The sequence below is a fragment of the Aeromonas simiae genome (assembly GCF_014892695.1).
GTDB lineage: Bacteria > Pseudomonadota > Gammaproteobacteria > Enterobacterales > Aeromonadaceae > Aeromonas > Aeromonas simiae.
The window spans coordinates 978,407-994,600 of record NZ_CP040449.1 but is presented as its reverse complement, the minus strand read 5'-3'; the positions used below and the strand labels follow the sequence as shown (position 1 = coordinate 994,600).

Here is a 16,194-nt window from a genome sequence, read left to right as displayed (position 1 = left end):
GGGGAGCCCCATGAACACGCAGCTAACGCGCGCGCGCCAGCCACAGCGCCTCTCATTTCCTCTTTTCATCGCACTCGCCATGAGTCTGGTGGTCTTGGTGGTGGCACTGGTGCTGGCCAGCCAGACCTACCGTGAGACGATGGCCCAGAGCCTGGCGGATCAAGAGCATCAGTTCGACAACCTGACCCGAATGCTGCGGCTGCGGGTCACCGCCAACCAAAACCTGATAACCGCCCAACTGCGACTGATGGCGCAATCAAAGTTGCAGGAGGCGGCCAACTGGCCCGATCGTGAGCGTTTCTTGCCGCAACTGATGGAGCTGCTCCCGCGCAGCGGGGCCAGCAGCAGCGTCTTCGCCCGCTTCGACAATGGCGACCAACTGATGCTGACCCACCAACCCGATGCCGACGTGCGCTGGCAGGTGCGTCAGTTTGATGCCGCCAGTCAGCAAGAGCGGCTCATCCTGCTTGGTGAAGATGGCGCCCCCCTGCAACGCAGCCACCACGACGTGGCACTGCCGGCTCACCTAGAGCAGGCCCAGTTCGAACAAGCCTTAACCAGTAACCACACCGTACAATTACCCCTGATGTCACTCTGGTCGGGAGAGCCCCCGGTGATCGCGACCTTGCAGGCCGCCAGTAACCACCGCAGCGTGTTCGGAGTCACCGCCGCTCTCACCGATATTCGTGACGCTATGGTGCAGCAGATAGGCGCCCTTGAGGGCTACCTGCTGGTCATCGACCGCCATAGCCGCCGCCTGATCCATGGCGATCCTGCGCTGCTTGGAGACAACAAAGAGGCCGCCCCTCTGCTGACGGATCTCTCCCACCCGCTGCTGAACGCGCTCACCCAAGCTCGCTCATCTGACCTTGATCGCCACGACCTCCATGGCTTTACCCTGACCCTGCCAAAGGGCGAGCAGTGGCAGATCCGCCACCTCGATGAGGGCTCGCATCCCGATCTCGAGCTGCTCTACGCCGTGCCGGCCGACCTGCTACACCAACGAGCGGTGACCAAGGCGCGCCAGTTCACCTTGTCACTGCTGCTCTGCTTTGCACCGGCCATCCCCCTCATCGGGTGGATGACCCAGCGCATGAGCCGCCCCCTGCACCAACTGACCCAAGAGATAGGGCGTATCGGCGCCTTTGAGCTCGACGAGCGGCCACTGCCCGAAGCACCGGTGAGCGAGTTCCACGCTCTGGTGCAAGCCATCAGGAGGATGCGCGGCGCCCTGCGCAATTTCATCAACATAGGTGAGAGCCTAGTGGCAAAGCAGGATCTGCGGCCCCTACTGCAAGGGATGCTGGTTGAGACGAACCTGGCCTTGCAGGCCGAAGGGGGGGCGATATTACTCAGGGAGGGGGACGCCTTTACCTTGGCCGCCACCTGCTGGCACGGCCGCGAGCTACCCCCCATGACGACGCCGCTCTCATTGGAGCGCCACCCGCTGTTTGCCCGGCCGCTGGAAGGTCACCCGCACTGGAGTGATCTCGACGATTCGCTGTGGCGCCCCCTCTCTTTTTTCGGGGAACGCCCGCCCGGTGCCGGGGTGGCCATCGAGCCGCTTAAGGATCACGGGGGGCGGTTGGAGGGATTCATGTTGTTCGTGCTGCCCGCCATGGCGCCGACGCGCCGTAACGGCCATCTGGCGCTGCTGCGCGCCTGCTCCGGCAGCGCCGCCTCGGCGGTACTGACCCAGCGCCTGCTGCACGAACAGAAGGGGCTACTCGATGCCATGGTCAGATTGCTGGCCGGCACCATCGATGCCAAGAGCCCCCACACAGGAGGCCACTGCCGCCGGGTGCCTGAGCTGGCCCTGCAACTGGCCCGCTGCGCCAGCGCCAGCCAGGAGGGGGAGCTGGCCGGCTTTACGCCCGGCCCGGATCAATGGGAAGCCATTGAGCTCGCCAGCTGGCTACATGACTGCGGCAAGATAGCGACCCCTGAGTTTGTGGTGGACAAGGCGACCAAGCTCGAGACCCCCTACAACCGCATCCACGAGATCCGCACCCGCTTCGAGGTGCTAAAACGAGACGCGCTGATTGCAACGCTCGATGAGCGCCTCCCCTCAGATGAGCAAGCCGCCACCCGCGCAGCCGTGGCCCCCCAGTGGCGCGAGCTGGATGAGGAGTTCGCCTTCGTGGCGCGCTGTAACCTCGGCAACGAATTCATGTGCGAGGACGATCAGGCGAGGGTGCGAGCCATTGGTAAGCGCACCTGGCTGCGCACCCTTAGCCTACGTCTTGGCCTTTCTGACCAAGAGCTGGCCCGCCTGCCCGCAGGTACAGAGCCACTGCCCGCCTGCGAGCCACTGCTCAGCGATCGCCCCGAGCAGCGCATTCCCCATGCGGCGCCTCCCCCTACGGATCCTCGCTTTACCCTGCGCCCGCCTAAGTGTCTGTACGATCAAGGGGAGCTGCACAACCTGACGGTGAGCCGTGGCACCCTGACCCCTGAGGAGCGCTACAAGATCAACGAGCACATCATCCAGACCATTCGCATGCTGGAGGCGCTCCCCTTCCCCCATCATCTGGCCGAGGTACCACTGATGGTGGGGGGCCATCACGAGCGGGCCGACGGCAAGGGCTACCCTGCGGGGCTGACGGGTGAGCAGACCCACCTGTGCGCCCGCATTATCGCCATCGCCGATGTGTTTGAGGCGCTCACCGCCAGTGACCGCCCTTACAAGCGCCCCAAGCGGCTCGGCGAGGCGCTCGCCATCATGCGCAAGATGACCGAGGGCGGCCATTTCGATCCGACCCTGTTTGCCCTGTTTGTCAGTAGCGGCATTTGGCGCGACTATGGCCAGCGGCACCTCTCTCCTGCACAGTGCGACGAGGTGAATGAGGTGGCCCTATTAGCCGGATTGTGACGGTGTAGCGACAAAAATGGTCGGGAAGCGCAGCAAATTGGCGCATAAAAAAGCAGGGCCGCCCCGAAAGGCGGCCCTGCTACACGACGTCCAAACCCGGTGAAATCAGTTGGCCGGGCCCTTGTCGTCCAGGGTCATCAGCACGCTGCCAGCCCCATCCTTGAGCTGCAACTGCTGGCCGCTGATGGCGTAGCCACGCACCTGATCGAGCTGGCGGAAGAACTCGCTCTCACGCTCGGCCAGATCCCCTTCCATGCACATCATGCGGGTGGCACCGATCGCCCCCAGAGTCAGCTCCTGCGCGTCCAGGCTCTTGATGGCACCGAAGTAGCGGTTGCAGCCGCCCTTACCGGAGACCCGATCCCCATTGACCTGTAGGGTGAAGGTGTCGCCCGCAGCGCCACTGAGTTGCCATTGCTGGGACTTGAACTGTTCCAGGCTGTTGTCTGCGTTCATTGCACATCCTCCCAGGGCCAGCGCGGCCAGCAGCATCAAACGGTTTTTCATCGCTTTCCTCACAGTGTGAACGGATTGATGGGGCCCATTTAGACCGCCAGCGGCGCAGAAGTCAAACCGGCAGAAACGAGCAAAAAACAGCCAGATATAGAGATTAGACCAGTAAAATGCTGTGATTTTTCACGAAATCAATATAATTGCGAAATCTGTGTGCCCGGGCACACTCGCTCGAACAAAAAATGACTAGATTGCATCTTCACCGCAATGAAGCACGAAGATAGCAGCAATATCGTCGAGGATGACCGCAATATGGCGCAACAACACCGAATCCTGGTGCTCAATGGCCCAAACCTCAACCTGCTGGGTCAGCGGGAGCCGGGTATCTATGGCAGCCAGACCTTGGCCGACATCGTCGCCCGTCTTGAGCAACAGGCCGATGAGTTGGGGGTTGCGCTGGATCATCTGCAATCCAATGTTGAAGGCGAGCTCATCGAGCGCATTCATCAGGCCATGGGTCAGGTGGATTTTATCATCATCAACCCGGCCGCTTTCACCCACACCAGCGTCGCCATCCGTGATGCGCTGCTGGGGGTCGCCATTCCCTTTATCGAGGTGCACCTGTCCAACGTTCATGCACGGGAGCCCTTTCGCCACCACTCCTATCTCAGTGATGTCGCCAAGGGCGTCATCTGCGGGTTGGGAGCCGATGGCTACCACTTTGCCTTAACCGCGGCCGTGCGTCACTTGCGCGCCGCATAATCTTCACGCACAGACAAAAGAAGAAAGAGAATGCTAATGGATATCCGCAAGATCAAGAAACTGATTGAACTGGTTGAAGAGTCCGGCATCGCTGAACTGGAGATCTCCGAAGGTGAGGAGTCCGTGCGCATCAGCCGCAACTTCGCCGGTCAGGTGAGCGCCGCGCCGCAAATGGTCATGCCGCAGATGGCCGCACCGGTCGCCGCCGCACCGGCCGCCACCAGCACCGCAGCGGCGCCGGCCGCCGACGCCGTGCCGAGTGGCCACCTGGTTCGCTCCCCCATGGTCGGCACCTTCTACCGCTCCTCCAGCCCGGAGTCCAAGTCGTTCGTGGAAGTGGGCCAGCAGGTCAACGTCGGTGACACCCTGTGCATCGTCGAAGCCATGAAGATGATGAACCAGATCGAATCCGACAAGTCCGGCGTGATCAAGGCCATCTTGATCGAAAACGGCCAAGCCGTGGAGTTTGACGAACCGCTGTTCATCATCGAGTAAGGGGCGTCACATGCTGGATAAAGTAGTCATCGCCAACCGGGGTGAAATCGCCCTGCGCATCCTGCGCGCCTGCAAGGAGCTCGGCATCAAGACCGTGGCCGTCCACTCCACGGCCGACCGCGAGCTCAAGCACGTGCTGCTGGCGGACGAGTCGATCTGTATCGGCAAGCCGGCCAGTACCGACTCCTACCTGAACATTCCGGCCATCATCGCCGCCGCCGAAGTGACCGGTGCCGTGGCCATCCACCCCGGTTATGGCTTTCTCTCCGAGAACGCCGACTTTGCCGATATGGTGGAGCAATCGGGTTTCATCTTCATCGGCCCGCGCGCCGAGACCATCCGCCTGATGGGCGACAAGGTCTCCGCCATCGAAGCGATGAAGAAGGCGGGCGTGCCCTGCGTTCCGGGTTCCGACGGCCCGGTCGACAACGATGCCAAGCGTAACGCCGCCATCGCCAAGCGCATCGGCTATCCGGTGATCATCAAGGCCGCCGGTGGCGGTGGTGGTCGCGGCATGCGCGTGGTGCGCAGCGAAGCCGAGTTGGCAGGCGCCATCGCCCTGACCAAATCCGAGGCAGGCCAGTTCTTCAAAAACGACATGGTCTACATGGAGAAGTACCTGGAGAACCCGCGCCACATCGAGATCCAGGTGCTGGCTGACGGCCAGGGCAACGCCCTCTATCTGGGTGAGCGCGACTGCTCCATGCAGCGTCGCCACCAGAAGGTGGTCGAAGAAGCACCGGCTCCCGGCATCACCGAAGAGATGCGCCGCAACATCGGCGAGCGCTGCGTGCGCGCTTGTATCGAGATCGGCTACCGCGGTGCCGGTACCTTCGAGTTCCTCTATGAGAACGGCGAGTTCTACTTCATCGAGATGAACACCCGGATCCAGGTCGAGCACCCGGTGACCGAGCAGATCACCGGCGTCGATCTCATCAAGGAGCAGCTGCGCATCGCCGCCGGCCAGCCCCTTTCGATCACCCAGCAGGACATCCGCATCCGTGGCCACGCCATCGAGTGCCGGATCAATGCCGAAGATCCGGCCACCTTCCTGCCCTCACCGGGTCTCATCCAGCGCTTCCACGCGCCGGGTGGTCTGGGCGTGCGCTGGGACTCCCACATTTATGCGGGCTACAAGGTGCCCCCTTACTACGATTCGATGATCGGTAAGCTGATTTGCTTTGGCGAGAACCGTGACGTTGCCATCTCCCGCATGCGCCAAGCGCTCGACGAGCTGGTGGTCGAGGGGATCAAGACCAACGTGCCGCTGCAAAAAGAGATCATGAAGGACGAAAACTTCCAGCACGGTGGTACCAACATCCACTACCTGCACAAGAAGCTCGGACTCTAAGCGATCCTTGCACCAAAAAAAGGGCCATGGCGACATGGCCCTTTTTTGTTATCCTTCTTCGCCTCGTTTTTCATGGAGGCCAAGGTGAACCGCTTTACCCTTGCCCGCAGGGAGGCCGTGCTCTGTCTCGCCCTGACCCTGCTCTACTTCATCGCCTGGTATGCCAGCGCCTACTTCATCCCGCCCGAGGCCGAATGGGAGGGTATCCCCCTGTGGTTTCTACAAAGCTGCATGGTGATGCCGCTGCTGTTCATCATGCTGTGCGCCGCCATGCTGCGCTTTCTGTTTGTGCCTGTGCCGCTCGATGAGCGGGAGTCGCCCCATGAATCCTGAGCTGCTCATCCCCCTCTTCATCTATCTGGTGCTGGTGCTGGCGGTCGGCTTTTGGGCCAGCCGCCACCGCCGCGGCGGCAACTTCATGAACGAGTACTTCATCGGTAACCGCAGCATGGGTGGGCTGGTGCTGGCCATGACCCTGGTGGCCACCTACACCTCGGCCTCGTCGTTCATCGGCGGCCCCGGCGCCGCCTACAAGGTGGGGCTCGGTTGGGTGCTGCTGGCGATGATCCAACTGCCCACTGTCTGGCTAACCCTGGGAGTGCTTGGTAAGAAGTTCGCTATCATCGCCCGCCGGGTCAATGCGGTGACCATCAACGACATGCTGTGGGCCCGCTATCGCTCGCGCGCTGTAGTGATCGTCGGCTCGCTCACCATCGTGCTCGCCTTCATCGCCACCATGGTAGTGCAGTTCATCGGTGGGGCGCGCCTGCTCGAAACCGCCACCGGTCTTTCTTACCAGCAGGGCTTGTTCCTGTTTGCTGGCTGCGTGCTGCTCTATACCGTGGTCGGCGGCTTTCGCGCCGTGGTGATGACCGATGCCTTGCAGGGGGTCATCATGGTGATCGGCACCGCCGCCCTGCTCGGTGGCATTCTGGTGGCCGGCGACGGCCTGCCCCAGCTCATCCACGAGCTGCGCGAGATCGATCCCAAGCTGGTCACCCCAAGCGGCGCCGGTGACATGCTGAGCCAGCCCTTCATGCTGAGCTTCTGGGTGCTGGTGTGCCTCGGGGTCATCGGCCTCCCCCACTCGGCGGTGCGCTGCTTCGGTTATCGTGACAGCAGAGCACTGCATCGCGCCATCCTCATCGGCACCGTGGTGAGCGCGTTTCTCATGTTCGGGATGCACCTGGCCGGCGCCCTGGGGCGCGCCATCCTGCCCGGCATGGACAGTCCGGACAAGATCATGCCGGCCCTGATGATGCAGGTGCTGCCCCCCTGGCTCGCCGGCGTTTTTCTCGCCGCCCCCATGGCCGCCATCATGTCGACCATCGACTCCCAGCTCATTCAGGCCTCGGCCACCCTGGTCAAGGATCTGTGGCTCAACTATGTGCGTCCGAGTGAAGAGAAGATGGTGGTGCAGGTGCCGCGCCTGTCGCTCCTGTGCACCCTGATCCTCGGGAGTTTGGTGCTCATCGCCGCCCTCAAGCCCCCCGAGATGATCATCTGGCTCAATCTGCTCGCCTTCGGCGGGTTGCAAGCGGTGTTCCTCTGGCCGCTGGTGCTCGGCCTCTACTGGCCACGGGCCAACGGCGCCGGGGCGCTGTCCTGCATGCTCGCAGGGGCGCTCTGCTATGGCCTGCTCAGCCAGTTCAAGCTGTCACTGTGGGGAACCCATGCCATCGTGCCCAGCCTGCTGTTGGGACTGGTCTGTTTCGTGCTGACCAGCCTGCTGACTCCGCCGCCGGATAGCGAGGTGGCTCGGCTGTTTGAGCAGGATTGATTTCCGTTCAGGAAAGGTTATCCCCAAATGGGCACCTATACGATAAACTGTGCGCCAAATCACAGTTTCGATGCCTGTATGCCCACGCCTTCTCTCACCAAGAGCCTGCAGCGGCTCGGTTATGCCCTGCTGCTGCCAGTTTCACTGCTGCCGCTGGCCGCCCTGCTGATCCGCCTGGGCGATCTCTACCTGCCGGCTCTGACCCTGATCGGCCAGGCCCTGTTCGGCCAGATGCCGCTGGTCTATGCGGTCGCCATCGCCTTTGGCCTGAGCCGGCGTGGTCATGGCTCCCAGGCGCTGGCCGGTGCCGTCGGTTACCTGCTGCTCTCAAGTGCGATTAGCACTTTGCTGCCCGCCCTGCACACCGACATGATCTGCGGCCTGCTAGCGGGCATCACCACGGCTTACTGCTGGCCACGCATCGGAGCGCTGCCGCTCCCGCGCTGGCTGCAACATCAGCCACACGAGGCAATCGCCACCCTACTCACCCCGCTGCTCTGCCTGCTGCTGGTGCTGCCGCTGGCCGGCATCTGGCCCCTCATCGAGCAGGGCTCTGAACTGCTGCTCGACGAAGTGCTGACCAACCCGCTCGGCGCCTTTGCCTATGGCATGCTCAATCGCCTGCTGATCCCGCTTGGCCTGCATCAGGTGCTGGGCAACCTGATTGGCATCGGCAGCGGCGATCTCGAGGAGCTGAGCCACGCGCTCCCCCCTTATTCAGGCTTTGTCGCCGGTCTCTATCCGGTCATCATGTTCGGCCTGCCTGGCGCCGCCTTCGCCATCTGGTTGCACCGCCTGCGCCAGGGCAAGCTACGCCAGGGAGGGGCCTTGCTCGCCCTTTCGCTCACCTCAGCCCTGCTCGGCATCACTGAGCCCATTGAGTTCCTGTTTGCCTTCACCGCACCGCGCCTGTTCCTGGCCCACGCGCTACTGGCCGGTACCTCGTTTGCCCTGTGCAACCAGATAGGCATCAAGCTCGGCAGCTACTTCTCGGCCGGCCTGCTCGATCTGCTGCTGTGCGCCCCGAGCGGCCTGCACGCCTTTTGGATCATTCCCATCGGCATCCTGTTCTTCGTCGCCTACGCCTTGGTCTTCACGCTGCTGCTGGGACACCATACCCAGCTCAGCCCACACACTGATCTGGGCCATGCCACGGCGGCATGCAGCCCGGCAGCCGACCCCCAGATGCTGGCCATCCAGTACCTCAAGGCCCTCGGCGGTCTCGACAACTTGCAGGCCATCAGCGTCTGCCTGACCCGCCTGAGCCTGCGCGTCACCAGCATGTCGCTGGTGGATCAGCTGCAACTGCCCAAGCTCGGCTGCCTCTCTTGGATGGTGCTGAGCGAGCAGCAACTGGTGCTGGTGCTCGGCCCCAACGCCGGCCCGGTGGAGGCGCAGATCCGCATGCTGGCCGAGCGCCAATCTGTGCCCCTCGGCCAACCGGCCGAGTCGGGCCTTGGCAGTTAAGCCGAGCAGCGAAGATAAGCTAGCGCAAACCGGTAAACGGGCACGGTCACTGCACGAGAGGAGCGCAGCGCTGATCGGGCAAGGTGCAGAGGTTATGCACCACCGGGGGGCAAACAGGCACCACTTTGCACCACTAAAGGAGTAGCCCGTCACCGCAAGCATAAAAAAACCGCCCCGAAGGGCGGTTGAAACAGAAGAAGGCGCCAAGATACGCCTCCCAAAATCGGGGCGTCATGCAGACGAGGGTTCCGCCCCCAGGGAAAAAGAGAGGCTGGCTCATCCCGAGCCGGCCTCATACCTGAAACCTGGGTCAAGAACACACACATCCTGTAAACAGGACAAACAATCTATTGCATCTAGCGTGCCAATTTCGCCAGAACCAGCCCTTTTTCATAAAAAAAGAGGCCACCTGTCGGCGGCCTGGAAAATGACGGAGCTTTACGAAAGACCCTGGAGGGGGGTGCCTTCGCTGAAGAGCAAAGGAACGGATGGAGCGTGGTCGATAAGCCCCCACCGTCGCCTTTTAAGCTATTCAGAATACGTGCCAACTTTTTTAGCCTCCCCACGACACCCGTAACCGGGGACATAAAGCACAAGACTTGAGTTTTTCGCACAGGGGCGCAGAATGCCCCCCATCCGTTTTCAGACCGAATCGCCATGCAGACTCCCTACGTCGGCCGCTTCGCCCCCTCACCGTCCGGCCCGCTCCATTTCGGCTCCCTCATCGCCGCCCTCGGCAGTTATCTGCAAGCCCGCGCCCATGGTGGGCGCTGGCTGGTGCGCATCGAAGACATAGACCCGCCGCGCGAGATGGCGGGGGCAAGTGATCTCATCTTGCGCACCCTGGAGCACTATGGGCTGGAGTGGGATGGGGAGGTGATGTTCCAAAGTCGCCGCCACGCCCGCTACGACGAGGTGATCGACCAGCTCTACCGAAGCGGCGATCTCTACTGGTGCCGCTGCACCCGGCGCGACATCGCTGCCGCTGGCGGCTTCTATCCCGGCACTTGCCGCAAGCTGGGACTGGGGCCTGTGGGCTGCGCCGCCCGTCTGCGCCAGCACCACGCCGTCTATCACTTCGACGATGCCTTGCAGGGGCGCATCGAGGTGGCGCCGGCGCTGGCCGAAGAGGATTTTATCGTGCGCCGCCGTGATGGCCTGTATGCCTACAACCTAGCGGTGGTGGTGGATGATCTGGACAGCGGCGTGACCGAGGTGGTGCGCGGTGCCGATCTGCTGGAGCCGACGGTGCGCCAGATTGCCCTCTATCAGCGCCTCGGAGCGCCGGTACCCGGTTGGGTGCACCTGCCGCTGGCAGTGCAGCCAGATGGCAGCAAGCTATCGAAGCAGAACCATGCCCGCCCCCTGCCCGGCGAGGTGCAGGCCCCGCTCTTGGCCGCGCTGGCCTTTCTCGGCCACCCGGCCCCCACCGAGCTGCACCAGGCCTCCCCTCAAGAGCTGCTGGCCTGGGCCATCCCGACCTGGCAGCTCGCCCGGGTGCCTCACCGAGTGAGCCAGCCTTCACCGGTCGCAGGCTAGATGGTTTTTCATTTGCCCAGCCCTGAGCTATCATAGGCCGCTATTTTTTTGGCCTCCCGTCAACCGAGTTATCGAGGTGTACCATTTTTTCCCAGATCGCAAACTTTTGCCGCAAGGTGCTAGGCAAGGAAGAGGGCGGCGTACAGATGGATTCTGAACCACAAGCCCCCGTCATCCACGAACGCCGCATCCTCTCCCGCGACGAGCACTCCATCTCGCGCAAGGAGATCAGCGAGAATGCGCTCAAGGTGCTCTACCGCCTGAACAAGGCCGGCTACGAGGCCTATCTGGTCGGTGGTGGCGTCCGTGACCTGCTGCTTGGGCAGACCCCGAAAGATTTCGATATCGCCACCGAGGCTACCCCGGAGCAGATCAAGGCGCTGTTCGGTAACTGCCGCCTGATCGGCCGCCGCTTCCGTCTGGCCCATATCGTGTTTGGCCGTGACGTCATCGAAGTGGCCACCTTCCGCGGTCACCACCATCAGGTCAACAACAGCCGCCATATCTCCGCCCAGAGCGAAGAGGGGATGCTGCTGCGCGACAACGTCTACGGCACCATCGAAGAGGATGCCGAGCGTCGCGACTTCACCGTCAACGCCCTCTACTACAGCGCCAAGGACTTCACCCTGCATGACTTTGCCGGTGGCCTTGAGGATCTGCACGCCCGCCGTCTCGAGCTCATCGGTGATCCCGAGACCCGCTATCGGGAAGACCCGGTACGCATGCTGCGTGCCGTGCGCTTCGCGGTGAAGCTCGACATGAGCATCAGCCCGCGCACCGCCATGCCGATCCACGAACTGGCCCCCCTGTTGCAGGACATTCCGGCAGCCCGCCTGTTTGAGGAGACCCTCAAGCTGTTCCTGGCCGGCCACGCCCTCGGCACCTATCGCATGTTGCGCGAGTACAACCTGTTCCAGCAGTTGTTCCCGCAGCTCACCGCGCTGCTCACCCCGAACGGAGACTCGGTATACGAGCGCTTCATCGAGCAGGCGCTGATCGATACCGACGCCCGAGTGCGCGACGACAAGCGCGTTACGCCCGCCTTCCTCTACGCCGCCCTGCTGTGGGGCTGCGTTGAACGCCGCGCCCGCGAGCTGGAAAACGAGAGCGGCCTGCCCTGGCACGACGCCTTCATGATGGCGGTCAACGAGGTGCTGGATAACCAGACCCGCGTCATCGCCGTGCCGCGCCGCTTCACCACCGACATCCGCGACATCTGGGCCCTGCAACTGCGCATGACCCGTCGCCAGGGGCGTCACCCCGAGCGCGCCATGGAGCACCCCAAGTTCCGCGCCGCCTACGACTTCCTGCTGCTGCGCAGCCGGGTCGAGCGCGGCATCGGCGAACTCTCGAGCTGGTGGGAGCGCTACGTGGAGTCCGCGCCCGAGTCGCGCATGCAGCTGCAAAAGAGCGCCAGTCGCGATGAGCCGCGCGGCGAGAAGAAGCCGCGCAACAATCGCCGCCGTCGCCCGCGTCGGCGCAAACCCAGCGGCGCCCAGAGCGCATGATCCGGGCCTTCGTCGCCATCGGCTCCAACCTGGGCGATCCCCTCGCCCAGGCTCGCCATGCCGTGACGGCCCTCGCCGCCCTGCCGGACTCCCGGCTGGTGCTCGCCTCCTCTTTCTATGCCAGCCGCCCCATGGGGCCACAAGATCAGCCCGACTATGTCAACGCCGTGGTGGCGCTCGATACCGGGCTGCCGCCCTTGGTGCTGCTGGATCATCTGCAACATATCGAACTGGAACAGGGACGTGTCCGCAAGGAAGAGCGCTGGGGGCCCCGCACCCTGGATCTCGACCTGCTGCTCTACGGTGATGCCGTCATCGAGCACGAACGCCTGACCGTGCCCCACTACGGCATGAAGTGCCGCGAGTTCGTGCTGCTGCCGCTGCACGAGATCGCCCCGGCACTGCAACTGCCGGATGGGGATACCCTGTCCGACCTGGTCGCCCGCTGTCCGCACAATGGCCTGTGCGCCATCGCGCCGGCCACGTTCCCGTAGGAGCCAAGCAATGAGCAAGACTACCATCTCGACCCTGCTGAAGATGAAGCAGGATGGACAGAAGTTCACCGCCATCACCGCCTATGACGCCAGCTTCGCCAAGCTGTTCGACGACGAGGGCGCTCAGGTGCTGCTGATCGGTGATTCCCTCGGCATGGTGTTGCAAGGGGGGGATGACACCCTCGCCGTTACCATGGACGACATGGTCTACCACACCCGCTGTGTGGCCCGTGGCGCCAACCAGGCGCTGGTCATCGCCGATCTTCCCTTCATGAGCTACGCCACCCCGGATCAGGCCTGCCAGAACGCCGCGCGCCTGATGGCCGCCGGAGCCCGCATGGTCAAGCTCGAGGGGGGGGACTGGCTGTGCGACACAGTGCGCCAGTTGACCCGCAACGGCGTGCCGGTGTGCGGCCACATGGGGCTCACCCCCCAGTCGGTGCACGTCTTCGGCGGCTTCAAGGTGCAGGGGCGCGACGAGTTCCAAGCCCAGGAGATCTACCGTCAGGCACTGGCACTGCAAGAGGCCGGCATCCAACTGCTGGTGCTCGAGTGCGTGCCGGTTGCCTTGGCCGAGCGCATCAGCAAGGCGCTGCGCATCCCTGTCATCGGCATCGGTGCCGGCCCGGTTACCGACGGTCAAGTGCTGGTGATGCACGACGCCTTCGGTATCACCTCCGGTTACACCCCCAAGTTCACCAAGAACTTCCTGGCCGAGACCGGCGAGCTGCGTGCTGCCGTCCGCCTCTATATCAAGGAAGTGGCCGAGGGCACCTTCCCCGGCCCGGAGCACTGCTTCAACTGACCATCAGGGGGCCTTCGGCCCCCTTGCCTTAAGGAGTCATCATGCTGGTCGCCCAATCGATCCCGGAACTTCGTACCGCCATCACCGCCTGGCGCCGCGCCGGTGAGCGCATCGCCTTCGTGCCCACCATGGGCAACCTGCACCAGGGCCACCTGACCCTGGTCGCCGAGGCCCGTGCCCGCGCCGAGCGAGTGGTGGTGAGCATCTTCGTCAACCCCATGCAGTTCGACCGCGCCGAGGATCTGGCCAACTACCCGCGCACCCTAGAGCAGGACTGCGACGCCCTGCGCGCCGCCGGCGCCGATCTGGTGTTCACCCCGACCCCGGAGATCATCTATCCGCAAGGGGTGGCCAACCACACCTTCGTCGAGGTGCCCGGCCTCTCCGAGCTGCTCGAAGGGGCCCTGCGCCCCGGTCACTTCCGCGGCGTCACCACTGTGGTGAGCAAGCTGTTTAATCTGGTGCAGCCCGATGTGGCCTGCTTCGGCCAGAAGGATTTTCAGCAGCTCGCCATCATTCGCAAGATGGTCGAGGACATGGCCATGCCCATCGAGATTGTGCCGGTGGCCACGGTTCGTGCCGCAGACGGGCTGGCCCTCTCGTCGCGCAACGGCTACCTCAACGAGGCCGAGCGCACCATCGCCCCGACCCTAGCCCGGGTGATGAATACCCTAGCTGGGCGCCTGGCGGGCGGGGAGCGGGATCTCTCCTTGTTGATGCGTGAAGGCGCCGCTGAGCTCGATGGGGCGGGATTTAAGACCGATGCCATCGACATCGTCGATGCCCGCACCCTGCAACCGCTCTCGGCCGAGAGCCGCGAGGCGGTGATCCTGATGGCCGCCTACCTCGGCAAGGCGCGCCTCATCGACAATCAGGTGGTGAGCCTGTCCTGAGCCTGGCTCAGATAAGAAAAGGCGCCCTCGGGCGCCTTTTTCGTCTCTTGCATGGGCTTAGTGCCGCAGCCCGGTCCCCCGGGAGATGAGCCACCAAGCCAGCCCATAGAGGGCCAGGATGAAGAGCCCGATAATGGCGTAGGCAGTGCCGAGCGACACGTCGGAAATACCGAGAAAGCCATAACGGAACGCGTTCACCATGTAGATGATGGGGTTCACCTGGGAGACCCCCTGCCAGAAGGGCGGCAGCAGGCTGATGGAGTAGAAGACGCCGCCCAGATAGGTGAGCGGGGTCAGCACGAAGGTCGGGATGATGCTGATGTCATCGAAGCTCTTGGCAAACACAGCGTTGATGAGCCCCCCCAGCGAGAAGACGATGGAGGTGAGCAACACGGTGACGCAGACGCTGAACAGATGGTGGATCTGTAGCGGCACGAAGAACAGCGATACCAGGGTAACGATGAGGCCGACAAGCAGGCCGCGAGCCACCCCGCCACCGACGAAGCCGGCGATGATGATGTAGTTGGGCACCGGCGCCACCAGCAGCTCCTCCACGTTGCGCTGGAACTTGGCGCTGTAGAAGGAGGAGGCGACGTTGGCGTAGGAGTTGGTGATGACCGACATCATGATGAGGCCGGGCACGATGAACTCCATGTAGGTAAAGCCCCCCATCTCGCCGATGCGGCTGCCGATCAGGTTGCCGAAGATGACGAAGTAGAGGCTCATGGTGATCGCCGGCGGTACCAGGGTCTGGATCCAAATCCGCATGAAGCGGGTGATCTCTTTGGTCAGGATGCTCTGGAAGGCGATCCAGTAGGCGTGCGGATTCATGCTTTTCTCCCCTCTTCCACCAGACGGACAAACAGCTCCTCGAGACGGTTGGCCTTGTTGCGCATGCTGAGCACGGCGATCCCCTGCTCGCTCAGGGCGCTGAACAGCGCATTGAGCGACTGGCTCTTGTCGAGCTCGACCTCAAGGGTGCGCGCATCGAGCTGGCGGCTGACGAACTGGGGCAACACGGGAGCCGGGCTGTCCGGCGCCAGGTCAAACAGGAAGGTCTCGCGGCCCAACTTGCCAAGTAGCGTCTTCATGCTGGTGTTCTCGATGAGGCGCCCCTTGTCGATGATGCCGATATTGCGACACAGCATCTCGGCCTCTTCCAGGTAGTGGGTAGTGAGGATGATGGTCACCCCCTCGCGGTTGAGCTCCTGCAGGAATTGCCACATGGAGCGGCGGATCTCGATGTCGACACCCGCGGTCGGCTCGTCGAGGATCAGCAGCTTGGGTTGGTGCATCAGGGCACGGGCGATCATCAGGCGGCGCTTCATGCCTCCCGACAGGGTGCGTGCCGGCATGTCACGCTTCTCCCACAAGTCGAGCTGGCGCAGGTACTTCTCGGCCCGCACCTTGGCCTCGGCCCGCGGCACCCCATAGAAACCGGCCTGGTGGGTGACAATCTGCCCCACCTTCTCGAACTGGCTGAAGTTGAACTCCTGGGGCACCAGGCCGAGCTGGGCCTTGGCCCGCTCCAGATCGCTGTCGATGTCATGGCCAAATACCTTGACCGAGCCCGAGGTCTTGTTGACCAGCGAGCTGATGATGCCGATGGTGGTCGATTTACCCGCTCCGTTGGGCCCCAGCAGGGCGAAGAAGTCCCCCTGCTCGACGCTAAGATCGATGCCCTTGAGCGCCTCGACGCCGCCGGCATAGACCTTTTTCAATCCACTGATCTCCAGTGCTTTCATGAATTCCTCTGCAATTGTTCACGCCTGCTG

General features: G+C 63.1%; 15 protein-coding genes. 12 read left to right on the top strand and 3 right to left on the bottom strand.

Going from position 1 to position 16,194, the window contains the following annotated elements; genetic code table 11:
- The first annotated feature begins 10 nt into the window (after positions 1 to 10).
- Complete coding sequence (locus FE240_RS04755) at positions 11 to 2,872, top strand: HD domain-containing phosphohydrolase (RefSeq protein ID WP_193003583.1); 2,862 nt, start codon at positions 11 to 13, stop codon at positions 2,870 to 2,872.
- Positions 2,873 to 2,977: 105 nt separating this feature from the next.
- Here the strand turns inward: FE240_RS04755 and FE240_RS04750 are convergent, their stop codons facing one another.
- Positions 2,978 to 3,379: an META domain-containing protein gene (locus tag FE240_RS04750; protein ID WP_042048242.1), complete on the bottom strand. Its 402-nt coding sequence runs from the start codon at positions 3,377 to 3,379 to the stop codon at positions 2,978 to 2,980.
- A 258-nt stretch (positions 3,380 to 3,637) separates the two neighbouring features.
- On the opposite strand from FE240_RS04750, the gene aroQ reads away from it, so the two are divergent.
- The 11 genes from aroQ (at position 3,638) to panC (ending at position 14,419) form a co-directional block, all read left to right on the top strand.
- Entirely contained in the window at positions 3,638 to 4,087 is a 450-nt protein-coding gene (gene aroQ, locus FE240_RS04745; RefSeq protein WP_193004450.1) for a type II 3-dehydroquinate dehydratase, read from the top strand.
- 36 nt (positions 4,088 to 4,123) lie between these two features.
- Positions 4,124 to 4,582 carry an acetyl-CoA carboxylase biotin carboxyl carrier protein gene (gene accB, locus FE240_RS04740; RefSeq protein WP_193003582.1) on the top strand — a complete coding sequence of 153 codons (459 nt, stop codon included), beginning with the start codon at positions 4,124 to 4,126 and terminating at the stop codon, positions 4,580 to 4,582.
- Between the two features lie 10 nt (positions 4,583 to 4,592).
- Positions 4,593 to 5,933: an acetyl-CoA carboxylase biotin carboxylase subunit gene (gene accC / locus FE240_RS04735; RefSeq protein WP_193003581.1), complete on the top strand. Its 1,341-nt coding sequence runs from the start codon at positions 4,593 to 4,595 to the stop codon at positions 5,931 to 5,933.
- Between the two features lie 84 nt (positions 5,934 to 6,017).
- Positions 6,018 to 6,266: a YhdT family protein gene (locus FE240_RS04730; protein WP_193003580.1), complete on the top strand. Its 249-nt coding sequence runs from the start codon at positions 6,018 to 6,020 to the stop codon at positions 6,264 to 6,266.
- Complete coding sequence (gene panF / locus FE240_RS04725; protein WP_193003579.1) at positions 6,256 to 7,713, top strand: sodium/pantothenate symporter; 1,458 nt, start codon at positions 6,256 to 6,258, stop codon at positions 7,711 to 7,713. Before FE240_RS04730 ends, panF begins: the two co-directional genes overlap by 11 nt.
- 78 nt (positions 7,714 to 7,791) lie before the next feature.
- Positions 7,792 to 9,180 (top strand): PTS transporter subunit EIIC, encoded by a 1,389-nt coding sequence (locus FE240_RS04720; protein ID WP_193003578.1) that lies wholly within the window; start codon positions 7,792 to 7,794, stop codon positions 9,178 to 9,180.
- 657 nt (positions 9,181 to 9,837) lie between these two features.
- Positions 9,838 to 10,719 (top strand): tRNA glutamyl-Q(34) synthetase GluQRS, encoded by an 882-nt coding sequence (gluQRS, locus tag FE240_RS04715; RefSeq protein WP_193003577.1) that lies wholly within the window; start codon positions 9,838 to 9,840, stop codon positions 10,717 to 10,719.
- Positions 10,720 to 10,835: 116 nt separating this feature from the next.
- Positions 10,836 to 12,227 (top strand): polynucleotide adenylyltransferase PcnB, encoded by a 1,392-nt coding sequence (gene pcnB, locus FE240_RS04710; RefSeq protein ID WP_226798992.1) that lies wholly within the window; start codon positions 10,836 to 10,838, stop codon positions 12,225 to 12,227.
- Entirely contained in the window at positions 12,224 to 12,721 is a 498-nt protein-coding gene (folK, locus tag FE240_RS04705) for a 2-amino-4-hydroxy-6-hydroxymethyldihydropteridine diphosphokinase (protein ID WP_193003576.1), read from the top strand. Before pcnB ends, folK begins: the two co-directional genes overlap by 4 nt.
- A 10-nt stretch (positions 12,722 to 12,731) precedes the next feature.
- Complete coding sequence (gene panB / locus FE240_RS04700) at positions 12,732 to 13,526, top strand: 3-methyl-2-oxobutanoate hydroxymethyltransferase (protein ID WP_193003575.1); 795 nt, start codon at positions 12,732 to 12,734, stop codon at positions 13,524 to 13,526.
- 41 nt (positions 13,527 to 13,567) lie between these two features.
- Positions 13,568 to 14,419: a pantoate--beta-alanine ligase gene (gene panC / locus FE240_RS04695; protein WP_193003574.1), complete on the top strand. Its 852-nt coding sequence runs from the start codon at positions 13,568 to 13,570 to the stop codon at positions 14,417 to 14,419.
- 57 nt (positions 14,420 to 14,476) lie between these two features.
- Here the strand turns inward: panC and FE240_RS04690 are convergent, their stop codons facing one another.
- Positions 14,477 to 15,250 carry an ABC transporter permease gene (locus FE240_RS04690; protein ID WP_193003573.1) on the bottom strand — a complete coding sequence of 258 codons (774 nt, stop codon included), beginning with the start codon at positions 15,248 to 15,250 and terminating at the stop codon, positions 14,477 to 14,479.
- Positions 15,247 to 16,164 carry an ABC transporter ATP-binding protein gene (locus FE240_RS04685; protein ID WP_193003572.1) on the bottom strand — a complete coding sequence of 306 codons (918 nt, stop codon included), beginning with the start codon at positions 16,162 to 16,164 and terminating at the stop codon, positions 15,247 to 15,249. Before FE240_RS04685 ends, FE240_RS04690 begins: the two co-directional genes overlap by 4 nt.
- Positions 16,165 to 16,194 lie beyond the last annotated feature (30 nt).